The following is a 15,325-nucleotide window of genomic DNA, read 5'->3' as shown; positions in this document are numbered from 1 at the left end:
TTTGTTTATTTTAATTCTGTTATTTCGATTGATTCATGTCTTTCCATACGGCATCTGCCACACGTCCACCCAGCGTCTTCTTGTCCAGCGGATGGATGTCGTTCCACTCACCCAGGTCGCTGTTCTTGATCAGTGTGGCATGGCTGTTGCTTTGTGCGGCCTTGGCCTGTTCCTGGCGCATCTCGGCCCAGGCCTTACGTCCGCCGATGTCATCCTTGGAGAGAAAATCGGCCAATTCTACGATGTAGAACGGCAATTCTTCGTTCTGGAAGGTGCGGCGCCAGTCGGCTATCATGGCGGTGAGCAATGCTGTATATTCGTTACGACGTGATACGTTCGATTCTCCCTGATACCAGATGGCACCTCTGATTGAGTAGTTGCGTAAGGGTGATATCATGGCATTGTACAGACATACGGGCTTGTAGCAGAAGAACATCATGCTGGGAGCGTTGGGCATCGGTGCTCCAAGGCGGTATTTCCAGTTTCCTTCCAGGCTTACTTCTTCCTGCTTCCCTTCTGTGGGTGTGCAGATGATTTTATAGGGTTTCTCTTTGACAAACTGAGGATAGCCTCCGTTGCTGATAAGGCGAATCGTGACATTGTTTTTGCCCGCTTTCAGCAATCCGGCAGGAATCCGGTAGATGCGGGGCGGATATTGGTAGCTGGTGGTTCCCACAAACTGTCCGTTTACGTAAACCGAATCTGCATCAACAATGCAGCCCAGGCGCAGAACGGCTTCCTTGCCATTCCAGCTTTGAGGAATTTCCACTTCTTTGCGGAACCAGTGTGAACCTCCTATCGGATTCAGTCCGTTCGAGCCCCATTCGGCGGAGAACATCTCTACGGATTTCCAACCCGAGTCATCGTAGTCGGCAGCATACCAAGGTTTTGCCTCGTGCAATCCGGGATCGCCCTTGTAGAGCGCAAGGTTCCAGCGGTAGAAGCTTTCGCCTTCTACCTTTTTAATATGGTCGCAATAGGCATCGTCTTCATATTGGCGCTTGTCGTTGATGTAGAGCGGAAACTCTTTCAGTCCTTCTTCGCTAATCCATGCTTCGACGGGTGTACCGCCCCAGCTGGAGTTGATAAGTCCCACGGGTACGCCGGTCTTTTCATAAAGTGCTTTGGCATAGAAATAGGCCAAAGCCGAGAAATCCATTACGTTTTCCTGTGTCAGTGGTTTCCAGCTTGTCTGAGGCATGTCGTCCTGAGGAGCGTGGAAGTTATATACTTTAGGTACGATAATGTGGCGTATCCGGTCGTTGTTGTATGAACGGATTTCGTCAGCGAACATATCGGTTACCCGATTTACAGGCAGTTCCATGTTTGACTGGCCGGAGCAGAGCCATACATCGCCTATCAGGATGTCTTTCAATTCAATGTCGTTCACTTGCAGCAGGTACGGACCTCCGGCTTTCAGCGGAGGCAGCACGATGTTCCATTGGCCGCTTTCATCAGCGACGGCGGTGTAAGAGGCTTTCAGCTTGCTGCCCTTCATTGCGGCAGGCAAAGACACTTTTCCTTCATTTTTTACACTCTTCTTCAGAAACTTCACCTCAACGGTTTCTCCTGCATCGGCTGTTCCCCACAGCTTGACGGGTTGTTCGCGTTGCAGCACCATGCCGTCTGAAATTAAAGCAGGCAGCTTTACCTTTGCTTCTACCCAGGGGGTAGCGCAAAGGCAAAGCAGCGCTGCCACTCCTAACCTAACCTTATTATAACTCAATTCAATTTTCATACCTTTTATATCTTTATGGGTTAATATATGCTGATTGTATGTGTTGTTATTGGTATTCATAGAGTTTGACATGTAGTATCTTGAAGTCATCTGTCGGGATGCGGACATGTCTCCCTTGATGGCTTTGGTCTCCGTTCAGACGGCGGACATAGCCAATGCTTCCGTCCCCGTTTACTTTCACTTCATCCACACTGGCTAAACCGCAACGGAGACCTTTCCACTGCTTTGCGCTTGGGGCCTGGTTATTACCTCGGGTTGCAAATCCGTCTTCTCCCAATGAGGCTTGGGAAGGATTATCGTATTGCTTCTCTGTGCTTTTTGCAAATTCTACGACAATTCCACTGCCTGCAACAAGATATTCGTCTTTGGACAATTTCAGCAGTAAACCTCCGCCTTCCGGCCATCGGCTACCGTCTGTGGCACGTGCGTCCCATGGGAGGGTGTAGTAGTGGCGGCAGGTGACTGTCAGTTCGTCGTCAGTCAGAATACGTTCTTTGTTCTCTTGGTCGAAGAGCAATCCTTTCATCGCCCCTTTCCCTTGGTATCGGGTGATGAGAGGCATCAGTTCTTTCAACTTGGCATAACTTTTCGACAATGGAGTATGGGGCGTGTCTGGATAGTCTTCAATGGAAAACGGACTGATGCCGATTGCGTCATGTTCGCCGAAGACATAGAAGGCTCTCACTCCGTTGTCGTCTGTTAATTTCGTTTCCGGGATGAACAACGGATTGTTGGGCCGTTTGTATTGGGCTACCCAACCGGCAAATCCTTGGTCGTACAGGTCGGGAGCCAACAGGTCAATGCTGGGGGCTCCGCAATGCCAAACGTCAATCAGGTGTGCCAAGGGACCTGCCGACGGATATTCGCCAGGTTTCCGTCCACGGCTATTCATGGCCGCATTGACATAAAGAGGAACATTGAAGATGGAACGGGCTGTTTGTGCCATCTTCTCTACATATCGGGCATAGTGCCACGCCATAAAAATCTCGTCTGTTCCGATGCCGCTTCCGAAGATTTCCTCCCAGTTCCCGTTCGTCTTGCAACCTTGGCTGCTCCATTTTTCCAGCATACGCGGGTGAAGTGCTTTTTTGTTTTTCTGCAAATAACTTGTCAGTTCTTGGGGAACAGGAGAATGAAAGGCGCGGTTTGCTTCTTTCGAGTGGTCACGGGCATCTTCCAACATTCCGATTTCATTCTCTATTTGAATCATGATAACGGTGCCGTCGTGTTTGTCAACGGTAGCCAGATGCTTCAGCCATTGGCTGAAAGCGCGATGGTCTGCCTGGAAAACGTTCTCGGAGAATGCGCTGGCTATCTCCAACGGCTTGCCGTTGCGGGTGTATGAACGGGGATATTTTTGATAGTCCTTCTTGAACCAGAGCGGCGCGTAGCAGCTCATGGAGTTCTTCCAGGTGCCAAACCAGAGGAAAATGATTTTCAGGTTGCATTGGCGGGCAGATTTCAGTGCCTGGTCGGTCAGTGTGAAGTCGAAGTTCCCTTCGGTCGGTTCCGTCAAATCCCAATATACGGGGACAAGAACTGTATTCAATCCAATTTGCTGAAGTTTAGGGAATATGCGTTCGATGTCTGGGATACATGAGGCGGACGAGTTGCCCAATTCACCTCCCAATATGAGGAAAGGTTTACCGTCTACCACCAGCTGGGAAGTGCTTCCTTGCTTTCGTAGGATGCTGTTTTGGGCAAATGTCGTTCCTGTCACAAAGATAGACAGAAGCAAAATAAATATATAGTTTTTCGTTGTCATCATTGGCATTAGTTTAAGACTTTTTACGAACACAAAGATAGATATCTGTTTTGTAAAACGGTTTGTAGGACGTACCACAAATCTTTTTCTGGGTTACACATTGCCTCTGTATGTTACATTTTCTTTTGTTTATCGTACATCGATTCTGCTTTGTGTATCAAAAAGGGGTGTCGCTGTGGAAAAACAGCCTTTTCATGGCATCTTGTTTCTCATAATAGATTCTTTTTTTTAATATGGATTAGGGATATCTGTGCGCTTCTTGTCTGTTATTTTGTCCGATGTGAAACTTGGAACAGAAATGTGTTGAAGATTTTTCTTTATTAGCTTTGGGTGTATTGTTTTCTCAATTGTCGGATTGCTTTCTTTTATGTTACATAAACTTTCTCTCATATAACATCATTGAACCTTGAAGAGATTTTTTGCGAATCTGTTGGTTGAAAGGATAAAATATACGGTTATGGTTGGTATTGCTAATTTTGTCGGAAGGACCTAATTGTTAACTCTTGTTTGCTTCTCCAATTCCCTTATGGATGGTTTTTCCCTGTATTTCAAAATGTTGTAATTCTATTTCTGTCGGAATGTACGAACGGATATTGTAATAAGTACTGTCTTTCTGATTTTTGTGATTCAATGTTGTAGATTGAAAAAACGTTTTTGAAATATTTTATTTTAAAGAATAAATCCTATCTTTGGACTTCAATCTTGATAATTTGTAGGATGAAGAACATATATAGCCTTTTTTATTTAAGTTTTTTGTTGCTTTGGGGGTGTATGCAGGTTCATGCCCAGACCGGTCGTTTTTATTCAACAGAGAATGGATTGTCCAGCAGCATGGTCAATCAGCTGTTTCAGGACAGTCGTGGGTTTGTGTGGAGTGCGACTGAGTATGGACTGAATCGTTTTGATGGAATGCGTTTTTCCAATTATTACCATGTATCTTCTGATACTTCCTCCATTAAAAACAATTATGTACGGACTCTTTTTGAGGATACTCGCCAAAGATTGATGGTGGGATGTATAGACGGTCTGATGCTTTATAATCGGGAGACGGATACCTTCTCAGAGATTCCGATGATGCGTGGCGGACGGCAAGTGTTTCCCCATGTCACTCAGATTATAGAACTGCATAACGGTGAAATCTGGATGACTACTACCGGTCAAGGCCTGTTCCGCTTGGACGAGACACGTATGGAAGGTATATCAGCGGATAATCTCTTGCATCAGGCAAATTATAATTTCCAGGTGAACATGTACGAGGATTCGCACCAAAACATCTGGATAGGAACCGAAGGTGATGGATTGATTTGTTATTCGCTCGATACAAAGGAAATACGGATTTTCAAATATCCGGAAATCAATGACAATTATGTTTCTGCCATTATAGAAGATAAAAATGGTAATCTGTTTATTGGCACTCAAAAAAACGGACTTTCGCGTTATGACAGGACGAAGAAACGTTTCGTTCAAGTGCCTTGCGAGGGGCGGAAAGTCATTTCGGTTTACTGCTTGGCATGGGCAGATGACAGACTGCTGGTAGGGACTGACGGGCAGGGACTTAAAATTTACAATCCACAATCCGATTGCCTGGAGAATTTTACCATCAATGCTGCTCCTTTGGATTTTTCTTCTGGTAAAATACATGCTATTTTGGAAGACAAGGATGATAATCTTTGGTTGGGATTATTTCAGAAAGGAATTGTTCTGGTACCCAAGCAGGATAATCCCTTCGATTATTTCGGTTGCAAATCTACTTATTATAATCCTATTGGGCAGGGATGTGTAATGTCTATTTTCCAAGACAGCGGCTCTCATTTGTGGATAGGAACGGATAATGAAGGTATTTATGAACTGACGTCAGATGGAAAAAGGATACGTCATTACAGTCCGGGTGTCTCTTCGCGTTCGGTAGCCAATACTGTGATGTCCATTTACGAAGATACAGACCGCAATTTGTGGCTAGGTTCTTATACCCGTGGGTTGGCTAAGTTGAATCGGCAAACGGGGGAATGCGAATATTTGCCGTCTACTTCCGGACAAAAAGTCTTGGCTATTGCAGAGGATAGGCAAAAGAACTTGTATGTGGCTACTTTAGGCTCAGGATTTTATCAATACAGTTTGCAGACAGGTGAATTGAAGCATTATGAATCGTCTAAAGATGAGAAAGGAGACTTGACACGCAATGAGTTGGCTAATGACTGGGTGAATTATTTGTTTTGTGACAGCGAGGGAATGATTTGGCTGGCTCACTACAAAGGTATCAGCTGTTTTAATCCGGTTACTGGAAGTTTTCTGGATTACGGGCAGAAGAATTTGTTGATTACAGATTGTGTAGGCTATGTTCTGATGGAGGATGAGAGTGGCAACATTTGGGCCGGTACGACCGACGGTCTTTTCCGGTTTGATAAAAAAAGTGCAACAGTGCAGAGATTTACGACAAAGGATGGCCTTCCCAATAATGTAATTTGTGGATTGTGTGAGGATGGAAATTCCAATATATGGATTAGCACTTATTGGGGTGTCAGTAAGTATAATGTGACAGAAGGACATTTCATTAATTATTATGTAGGCGATGGATTGCAGGGCAATGAATTTATGCACGGTGCTTTCTTTAAGGGCCGTTCGGGCAAAATCTATTTTGGTGGAGTAAACGGTGTTACCAGCTTTTGGCCGGATGCCATCGACAGTGGTTCAAAAGATATTCAAGTCTGGATAACCGATTTCTTCATTTTCAATCGTCCTGTACATAAAAATACACTCTCTGGCGGGAAAGCGGTTATCGATGGGATTGTACAGGATGCTCGGCAGTTTCAGCTATCCCATGATGACAATACGTTCAGTATCGTGTTTTCAACCTTACAATATAATGTGCCTGAGCAGATTTCCTATCAATATCGCATTGAGGAACTGAGCCGTCAGTGGTCGACAACGGAACCTGGCGTAAACCGTGTGACTTATAACAACCTTCCTCCGGGAAAATATACGTTTTCTGTCAGGGCTTTGCTGCACGGGCAAGCTTCCGAAGTACGTGCGGTTCAAATTCTTATTTCGCCTCCCTGGTATGAAACTTGGTGGGCATATTTAATATACGTCATCCTCTTTGGCTTGCTGGTGGCAGGCATTGTGAATTATCTGTATTCTCGTATGCGTCACCGTCGCGAGATTATGAAGCGTGAACACATAGAACAATTAAACGAGGCCAAACTGCAGTTCTTTATCAATATTTCTCATGAGATACGTACTCCGATGACGTTGATTATCAATCCGCTTGAGAAACTGCTTTCGGACAAGAAGGATTCGGAACTGCACAAAACCTATCTGATGATTTATTGGAATGCACAACGGATTCTGCGGTTGATTAATCAGTTGATGGACATTCGAAAGCTGGATAAGGGGCAAATGTTCATGAAGTTCCGTGAGACAGATATGGTAGGCTTTATTGACGATGTGATGCTGACTTTTGACTATATGGCCAAAAAGAAGAAGATTCGCTTCAGCTTCGTGCATGACATGCCGCAACTGAAAGTCTGGATAGACTTGAACAACTTTGACAAGATTCTGATGAACATTCTGTCAAATGCTTTCAAGTACACGCCCGAAGAGGGCGAGATTCAGGTCAAGCTTACTACGGGAAAAGACCCTTCGCGGAAGGATGCACTGAAAGAATATTTCGAGATTACGGTGACAGACAACGGTATTGGCATAGATAAGGATAAGATAGACCAGATTTTCGAACGTTTCTATCAGATAAACAACGATGTGACCAATTCCAATTTCGGTACGGGCATCGGCCTGCATCTGTCCCGCTCGCTGGTACAACTGCATCATGGCTTAATCTTTGCAGAGAATCGTGAGGATACTTCGGGCAGCCGTTTCGTTATCCGCATTCCGTTGGGGGCAGCCCACCTGAGGGCGGATGAACTCGAAATGGGTGCAGGAGAAACTGTAGTAACACACAGTTTACCGGGGATGCCTATGCGTCCTACTTCCGAACCGGCTTTGGATGAAGAAGCTACGAAAACCGGCAGTGATAAACCTTTGAAAGCTAAAACTCGCTTGAAGGTGCTGGTGGTGGAAGATGAGGAAGAAATACGGGCTTATCTGAAGGAAGAACTCTCGGGAGAATATAGGGTACAGACGTGCTGCAATGGTAAAGAAGCTTATGAACTGGTTCTTTCTGATGCTCCTGATCTGGTTATAAGTGATATTATGATGCCCGAGATGGATGGGCTGACCCTTTGTCGTAAAATAAAGCAGAATACGAATGTTAACCACGTTCCAGTTGTCCTTCTGACGGCCAAGTCAAAACCGGAGGATAAGCTGGAAGGTATAGATATTGGTGCAGATGCTTACATCGTAAAGCCATTTAATACAGAATTATTAAAAGGTGTTATTGCCAATCTTATTTCCAACCGACGTTTGCTTCGTAACAAGTTTAGCGGGGCACAGCAGCAAGAGAGCAAAATGGAGAAGATTGAAATAAAGTCTGGTGACGAGAAGCTGATGGAGAAGGTTATGAAAGTGGTGAATGAACATTTGGCTGATCCTGACCTGAATGTTGAAATGTTGGCGAATGAGGTGGGCTTAAGTAGGGTACATATCCATAGGAAACTGAAAGAACTGACCAATCTTTCTGCTCGAGATTTTATCAAAAACATTCGCTTGCAGCAGGCGGCTACTCTATTGGCCGAAGATAAGAAACTGACTATCTCTGAGATTGCCTATGCTACCGGTTATGTCAATTTATCACATTTCTCCAGTTCGTTCAAGGAGAGATATGGCATGTCCCCCAAAGATTATATGTACAAGCATCAAGGGAAGGAGGAGGATTCATCAGAGATTTCCGGTGGGGATTCGAGTGCTTCTTGAGATGTCTTTCACCAATCCTTGGTAATAGTTCAGATGATTTTTTGTCACTTACTCCAGTACTTCCCTGCAAGTCTTTGAGTAGGCTTACGCAGGTACCCCAGTACTTCCTTGCAAGTACTGGGTACACAACTGGGTGAAACACCTTCTATTCAGTGCCGGCCCTTCCAGATGCCGTTTATTTTCTTCCGTATGCTTAGGATGTTCAGGACGGATACAACTGCTGACAGCAGGAAGCCGGTCAGGACGGCTGGCCACAAGGAGGCCTCTTCCAGTCTGGGGAACAGGTCTTGCAAGACGGGAAGGTAGAGGTGGCGCACCTGAAGCGTGCCCACTACGGCGAGCAGCAGCACAAGCAGGTTCAGCCCGGTGGTCAGCAGGTTGTAGGGGAGGGCCACCCGGGCGGGGCTGTAGCCTAAGAGCAGCAGGTCCTCCAGCTTGACGGTGTTCTTCTGCAACAGCAGGAAAATGCTCAGCATCAGGATGTAGAAGGACAGGATGCTGATGAACAGGCCCACGCCCAGCACGATGCCGGTGATGAGGCGCAGGAAGTGGGTGGTCTTGCCAGCGTCCAGGCTGTCGCCTTCGGTCTCGTAGCTGTTCTGCTGGAAGTATTGGCTGATGGCGGGGTCGGCAGGATTCTTCACTCCCACAATCAGGCGCGACGGATGGGCTTCCTTGTCGGGAGCGAAGCGGCGGTTGGCCTCGTCCATGAACGACTGGGGCACCAGAATGGTGTTCAGCCGGTTGGAGAAGCCCACGATGTTGCCTTTGTAGCGTTCGGTCTGCCCGTTGCCGCGTATCAGGATGTCCATCTGTATCAGTCCTATCAGCCCTTCGGTCAGCTTGGGCAGGCTGCGGCTTTGGGCGAAGCCGAAGTTATAGAGGTTCAAGTAGTTGCGTGGAATGATGATGGGGATGGAGCGGCTGTCCTTGTCGAAATGCCACCTCTCCAGGCTGACGTCTACATACTCGTCGGGCACGGACTCGAAGAACATTTCGGTAGATAGCTGGATGCCCGTCCCCTGCATGGCCATTCCGGCCGAAACCTTGAACAGCGAGGGGGTGAAGGCTCCCACGCTGCGGGTGAAGGGTTGCTGCTTCAGTTTCTCCACTTCGTCGTTGCTGAAGGTGTTTCCGCTCTCGGTGAGGTTGCTCAGCAGGTTGAGCTTTTTGGTGGCGATGATGTATTCCTTCTTCATGAAGCTGTCGCCCTGGGTGAAGATGGGCAGCACGTCCTGATAGAACTGGATGCCCAGCAGGACAATCGTCATGCCGAAGAGGTTGGCCAGAAAGAATCCGGCCAGTTGGCCGATGCTGATGTGCTGGCGGAGGAGTTTCCAAACAAGTCTGTTCATGGGGTGTCAGAGTTTTAGGATGGTGTCGTAGTCAAGTTTCAGGTGCTTCCCGATGGAGGTGACAAGGATGCCTGCCCCCTGTCTGCGGGCTTCTTCTTCCAGCAGGCGGCTCATGACGGCTCCGTTGGCGTCGTCCAGGTGGCTGACCGGTTCGTCCAGCAGGATGAAGTCGAAGGGCTGGCAGAGGCTGCGGATGAAGGCCACCCGCTGCTGCTGGCCGAAGGAGAGTTTGCCGGCCTTTTCGTCCGTCTTGTCCGCTATGCCCATTGTCTCGAACAGGGTGTTGATTTCTTCTTTCGTCTTGTGTCCGGTCAGACGGTTCTTCAGCAACACATTCTCCATGGAGGTGAGTTCGGGGAAGATGCGCAGGTCCTGGAACAGGATGCTGAGCGAGCGTTCTCTGACGGTGACCCATTGGCGGGTGGAGAGGCGGCGGATGTCCTGTCCGTCAAAGTCGATGAGGCCCTTGTAGTCGCGGCGATAGCCGTAGATGTAGCTGCAAAGCGAGGATTTGCCCGTGCCCGAGGCGGCTTCTATCAGGTAGCGGCGGCCTTTGAGGAAGGCCACGTCCCGCTGCCACACGTTGGAAACCACGTTGTCGCGGCCGGCGAACACTTGGGGAAGGGCTTGATTGAGATGGATGCTGTTCATGCGGAGGATTGTCTTCTGGAAAATAGGTGTGACGGTAGCTTTTCATTGGACAGGCACGGACTACGCAGGGGGGAGGGCACGGACGGGGTTGCAGTCCGTTGCCCAGCCGCTCTGCACGGTCCGTGCCCGGTGGGTTGTGCGCTGTTGGGAGGGGTCAGAAGCCTCCTGCCAACTGCTTGATGTTGTCTACTATGAACTTCAGCGCATTCTGGTCCTTGTCTTTCAGGCCGATTACGCCTTGGGCGTGTTGTCCGTCGCTTGTCGCTTCGATGTGGGTCATCTTCTGGACTATCTGCCAAAGTTCAACGAGCTCCTTGTCTCTCATGCTTTGCATGGCGAGCCCTACTTCGGGCTGCGAGCAGATGGCTTCGATGTTGAGGATGAAGGCCGAGTTCTTGCCTTTCAGCTTGTCGGCGTAGGGCATTTTCTCATTGTCGGGGTTCTTGCCGGCCATGAGGTCCTTGTAGAGCTGCTCTCCGTTGGTGATGTAGAGGTTCTTGTCCTTGATGCCGAAGTAGACTTTGAAGAGCGACTGGAAGACGTATTCCTGGTCGTTCACTTGTATCATTTCGTTCTTTCTCAGCAGGTGCTGTTCGGTAGCTTTTTCGAAGAAAGTCTTCAGCAGGTTTTCGTCCTCGGTTTCGGCGCAGAGCAACACGGTGGGCATGCCTTTTTCCATGAAGGCGCCCGCGCTTACGTCGTTGCGCAGGGATTTCAGCAGCTGTTCCAGCAGTTGGCGTTGTCCGTCAGGCAGTATGGCGAGGGCATTGGTCTCCTGCAGGTTGCTGACGGCCTTCTCTCCGTTGACACCCATGGTGAGGTAGCACCAGGTGGCGGGGGGATAGTTGCTCAGGTATTTGTTCTGGAGGGGAAGGGTGGCTTCACTCTGCTTTTCGATGTAGGCTTTCAGTTCGGCATCTTTGGCGTAGGGTTCCATATCAATGACGATTTGGCCTTTTTCGAACGACAGTCCGCCCAGGATTATCATTCCTTCCCAATTGGGGATGTTGGGCATGGTCGAACGGAGGGCTTCTGTGTACATCTTGGGCAGGGCTGCGTACGAGGCATACAGGGTGATGTCCTTCTTCATTCCTACAGCCTTCTGGAAGCCCTCGTCGGCGTTAATGCTGTTTTCGGCTGTCTGCTTCAGCACTGTGGCCAGGTTGGCCAGCATCTTTTCCTGCGTGGCGGCTTCGTTACCATAGTCGGTCATGATGACCGTAGTCGGGGTGAAGGCCAGCAACAGTTGGTTGTTGATGGTGGTGTAGCGGTAGCCTTCGCCTTCGGCCACGGGGGTGCAGGCCTGTTCCTTCTCGCCCAGGCCGATGAGCTTCTGCAAGTCGTCTTCGTTGTTCACCTTGGCCAGCAGGGCAACGGGAAAGTCGGCCGAGCGGAAGATGTACACGGGCTCTCTCAGGTCGATGCCCGATGCTTTCGGGTCTTTCACGATGGTCTTCAGCTGGTCAACGGTAGCGGCGTTCAGGTTGCTTTGTCCCAATGCTTCCGTCATCTTTTCGATGAGGGCCTTGTTTTCCTCGCTGCCTCCCGCTTTCTTGCCCAACTCGTTCAGGTTGAACGAAAATACGGCTGTTGCATCGCCGGGGATGGCGTTGGTGTACTCTGTTTTTTTCGAGCAGGCAGTTGCCACAAACAGCAGCATGATCCATGCTGACAACTTCAAACATAATTTCTTGTTCATCTCTTTGTTTTTTTTATTGGTTAAGTAGATTCAGTATATGGCAGGCTACCAGGGCAGCCGTTTCTGTGCGTAGTCGGGAGCGGCCCAGGCTGATGGGGCGGAAGCCGTTGGCCAGGGCTTTCTCCACCTCTTCCGGGCTGAAGTCGCCTTCGGGGCCTATCAGCACCAGTGCGTCTTCACCGTGCTGCACCACGTCCTTCAGCAGGGGCTTCTCGCCTTCGTAGCAGTGAGCAATGAATTTCTGGCCCGTAAAGGGCTGTGTCACAAAACGGTCGAAGTCGGTCATTTCGTTCAGCCGTGGCAGGCGTGCCTTGAGCGACTGCTTCATGGCCGACACCAGTATCTTTGCAATGCGTTCGGTCTTGATGACCCGTCGCTCCGAAAAGCGGCAGTTCAGGAAGGTCAGTTCGTCGAAGCCAATCTCTGTGGCCTTCTCGGCAAACCACTCCGTGCGGTCCATGTTCTTGGTCGGCGCCATGGCTATGTGCAGGTGTCCGCTCCACAAGGGGGCCTGTGGCTGTGTTTCGAGGACGCGCACCAGGCAGCGCTTATTGGTGGCGGTGGTTATCTCGGCGCGGTAGAAGCAGCCTTCGCCGTCGGTGAGCATCACCTCGTCGCCGGCTTGCAGGCGCAGCACGCGTACGGCGTGTGCGGCTTCCTCTTCGGGCAGTTCGGCGCATGTCTGTATCTGGGGTGTATAGAATACGTGCATAATGCTTGGTTTGGGCGTTTTCAGGACGTTTGTTTACGGGGTCTTCAGTTGGTTTATCTGGTCGCGTAGCTGGGCGGCGAGTTCATAGTCTTCGCTTTCGACGGCCTTCTGCAAGGCGGCTTCCAATGATTGCAGGGTGGGTTTCCGGGGAGAGGCGGATGTCTCTTTTTCGATAAAGTCTTCCATCCGTATTCCTTCTTGTTCAAGTATCTCTTCATAGACCAGGATGGGTGCATTCATCCGTAACGCCAATGCGACGGCATCGCTGGTGCGTGCGTCTACCCGCATGATGTTTTCTCCGTATTTCAGGTAGATATAAGAATAGAAGATGCCGTTTTCCACCCGGTAGATGAGCACGCGCATCAGTTTGGCGCCCATCGCTTCGAGTACGGAGGCAAACAGGTTGTGGGTCAGCGGGCGTGGCGGGACAATGCCTCTCAGTTCGATGACAATGTATTGGGCCTCGTTGCTGCCAATGATGACGGGCAGCTGGCGGTCGCCGTCCACTTCGCCCAGCACCAGCGCGTAGGCACCGGCCTGTTCCTGGCTGTTGGATATGTTGAGAACCTGCAGTTCTTTTTTGGTCTTGTTCATGTTGTTGGGGTTATATGTCTTCCGGCCGGTGCTTGTACTTGAATACCAGGGCAAACACGACAGCCACTACCAGTGCGTATGCGGCAAAGGTGTACCAGGCGCATTGCCATTGTTCCACTTGCGGGACATCGCTGTTGAAGTCTACAAAATAGTTTACTACCGCCTGTGCTCCCAGGGTGCCGATGGTGGCGCCCAGTCCGTTGGTCATGATGATGAACAGCCCCTGAGCACTGGAGCGGATGTCTTTATCGGTTTCGCGGTCAACAAACAGAGAACCGGATATGTTGAAGAAGTCGAATGCCACGCCGTAGACAATCATCGAGAGGATGAACATCCACACGCCGCTGCCCGGATTGCCCGCTCCGAACAGGCCGAAGCGCAATACCCAGGCCAGCATGGCTATCAGCATCACGTATTTGATGCCGAAGCGTTTGAGGAAGAAGGGAATCAGCAGGATGCAGAGCGTCTCGGACACCTGCGACAGGGAAATCAGGATGTTGGCGTGCTGCACGCCGAAGGTATCGGCAAACTCGGGGATGCTGCCGAAACTCTTGATATAGGGATTGGCAAAGCCGTTGGTGATTTGCAGCGACACGCCCAGCAGCATGGAGAAGAGGAAGAAGATGGCCATCTTCTTCTGCTTGAACAGGGCAAAGGCGCGCAGGCCCAGCGCTTCCACCAGCGATTTGTTCTGTCCGCCCCGGTTCGTGGGACAGGAGGGGAGCGTCAGGGCATAGAAGGCGTAGATGACCTCGATGAGGGCGCACACCAGGAACTGCCCGTAATCGTTCTGCAATCCCAGAATGTCCACCAGCCACATGGAGCAGATGAATCCGATGGTGCCGAAGATGCGGATGGGGGGGAAGTTCTTGATGGTGTCCAGTCCGGCCTTGTCCAGGGCGTTGTAGGCCACCGAGTTGGACAGGGCCAGCGTGGGCATGTAGAAGGCTACGCTCAGCGAGTAGAAGGTGAAGAGGGTGCCGAACTCCACTTCAGCCCCGTATTTCATGCCGTAGTAACCTGTAAGTCCGGTGAAGAAAGAAGCTATGAAATGGCTGATGCTCAAAAGCCGTTGTGCGGGAATCCAGCGGTCGGCAATGATGCCTATGATGGCCGGCATGAAGAGGGAGACGATGCCCTGCATGGCGTAGAAGATTCCGATGTGTGCTGCCAGATTGACGTTGACCAGATAGCTGCCCATGGATGTCAGATAGGAACCCCACACGGCAAACTGCAGGAAGTTCATGATAATCAGGCGGACTTTGATGTTCATAGCTTTTTTTGTTTAAGTTTTTAAGATAAACAGATTTTTGGTTTTTACATAAGTATGCAAATGTACGATACCACGAGGAGAAAAACAAGTAACGTTTCACTTTTTTAGGAGGAAAATGAGAATTGCCCGAAAACCGTGCAGGGGCATTTCCGGGCGCAGAACGCGGAAACAGATTTCTTGTTTCGGATAGCCCAAACCGGAGTGTGCTCCTTCTTGGGTGTGCCGCTTACGATTTCCTCATTTTACATTTTGACACTTTGGCTTTCCTGATGCGTGAGAATCCGTTTTTTCCGGCCTTCCGCCCGGCTTGTGCGGAAAAACGGACGCGGATTGCCGTAACCTCCTGCATGGCAGCCGGATAGCGAAATCCTTACATTTGAAAGAGAGGAAAATAGGGCTCCCGAGGTAGAAAAACGCCCTCTTTGCAGCTTCCGAAAGCCATTTTGAAGGAGGCGGCTGCCTTTTCGGGAGGGCGTAACAAGGCTTTTGTGCGTTCCGCACAAGCATTTTGCGGGCTTCCGGCAAGCAATCTGCGTGTTCCGAGCAAGCAATCTGCACGGACGAAGCAAGCACGGTGGACGGACGGAGCTTGCACGGTGGGCGACCCAAACAACCTGAAAGTGCTCTTCCGGCTTCTGTTTTGCGCTTTTTGCAGAAAGCCTGTGTCAGCAG

At 49.7% G+C, this 15,325-nt stretch carries 9 protein-coding genes; 1 reads left to right on the top strand and 8 read right to left on the bottom strand.

Annotation, left to right across the window (positions count from 1 at the left end; all coding sequences use genetic code 11):
- Nucleotides 1–19: 19 nt before the first annotated feature.
- Nucleotides 20–1,738: a sialate O-acetylesterase gene (locus tag Q1Y74_RS00700; RefSeq protein WP_300811772.1), complete on the bottom strand. Its 1,719-nt coding sequence runs from the start codon at nucleotides 1,736–1,738 to the stop codon at nucleotides 20–22.
- A 46-nt stretch (nucleotides 1,739–1,784) separates the two neighbouring features.
- The gene (locus Q1Y74_RS00695) at nucleotides 1,785–3,506 is read right to left on the bottom strand and encodes a DUF5597 domain-containing protein (RefSeq protein WP_300811771.1); all 1,722 of its coding nucleotides are present in this window, start codon (nucleotides 3,504–3,506) and stop codon (nucleotides 1,785–1,787) included.
- Nucleotides 3,507–4,274: 768 nt separating this feature from the next.
- Between Q1Y74_RS00695 and Q1Y74_RS00690 the strand changes: the two genes are divergently transcribed.
- Nucleotides 4,275–8,369: a two-component regulator propeller domain-containing protein gene (locus Q1Y74_RS00690; protein ID WP_300811794.1), complete on the top strand. Its 4,095-nt coding sequence runs from the start codon at nucleotides 4,275–4,277 to the stop codon at nucleotides 8,367–8,369.
- 149 nt (nucleotides 8,370–8,518) lie between these two features.
- On the opposite strand, the gene Q1Y74_RS00685 is transcribed toward Q1Y74_RS00690, so the two are convergent.
- The 6 genes from Q1Y74_RS00685 to Q1Y74_RS00660 form a co-directional block, all read right to left on the bottom strand.
- Nucleotides 8,519–9,724, bottom strand: coding sequence for an ABC transporter permease (locus Q1Y74_RS00685; RefSeq protein ID WP_300811770.1), 1,206 nt, complete (start codon nucleotides 9,722–9,724; stop codon nucleotides 8,519–8,521).
- Between the two features lie 6 nt (nucleotides 9,725–9,730).
- A complete protein-coding gene (locus tag Q1Y74_RS00680; RefSeq protein WP_300811769.1) occupies nucleotides 9,731–10,375 on the bottom strand; it encodes an ATP-binding cassette domain-containing protein in 645 nt (214 codons plus the stop codon).
- A gap of 154 nt (nucleotides 10,376–10,529) precedes the next feature.
- Nucleotides 10,530–12,074, bottom strand: a complete 1,545-nt coding sequence (locus tag Q1Y74_RS00675; RefSeq protein WP_300811768.1) for a DUF4836 family protein — start codon at nucleotides 12,072–12,074, stop codon at nucleotides 10,530–10,532.
- Nucleotides 12,075–12,087: 13 nt separating this feature from the next.
- Complete coding sequence (locus tag Q1Y74_RS00670) at nucleotides 12,088–12,786, bottom strand: 16S rRNA (uracil(1498)-N(3))-methyltransferase (RefSeq protein ID WP_300811767.1); 699 nt, start codon at nucleotides 12,784–12,786, stop codon at nucleotides 12,088–12,090.
- A gap of 33 nt (nucleotides 12,787–12,819) precedes the next feature.
- Nucleotides 12,820–13,380 carry a bifunctional nuclease domain-containing protein gene (locus tag Q1Y74_RS00665; RefSeq protein WP_300811766.1) on the bottom strand — a complete coding sequence of 187 codons (561 nt, stop codon included), beginning with the start codon at nucleotides 13,378–13,380 and terminating at the stop codon, nucleotides 12,820–12,822.
- Nucleotides 13,381–13,390: 10 nt separating this feature from the next.
- Nucleotides 13,391–14,653, bottom strand: a complete 1,263-nt coding sequence (locus Q1Y74_RS00660) for an MFS transporter (protein ID WP_300811765.1) — start codon at nucleotides 14,651–14,653, stop codon at nucleotides 13,391–13,393.
- Between the last annotated feature and the right edge of the window lie 672 nt (nucleotides 14,654–15,325).

The organism is uncultured Bacteroides sp., from assembly GCF_949298305.1.
Lineage (GTDB): Bacteria > Bacteroidota > Bacteroidia > Bacteroidales > Bacteroidaceae > Bacteroides.
This window is presented reverse-complemented; position numbering and strand designations above follow the sequence as displayed.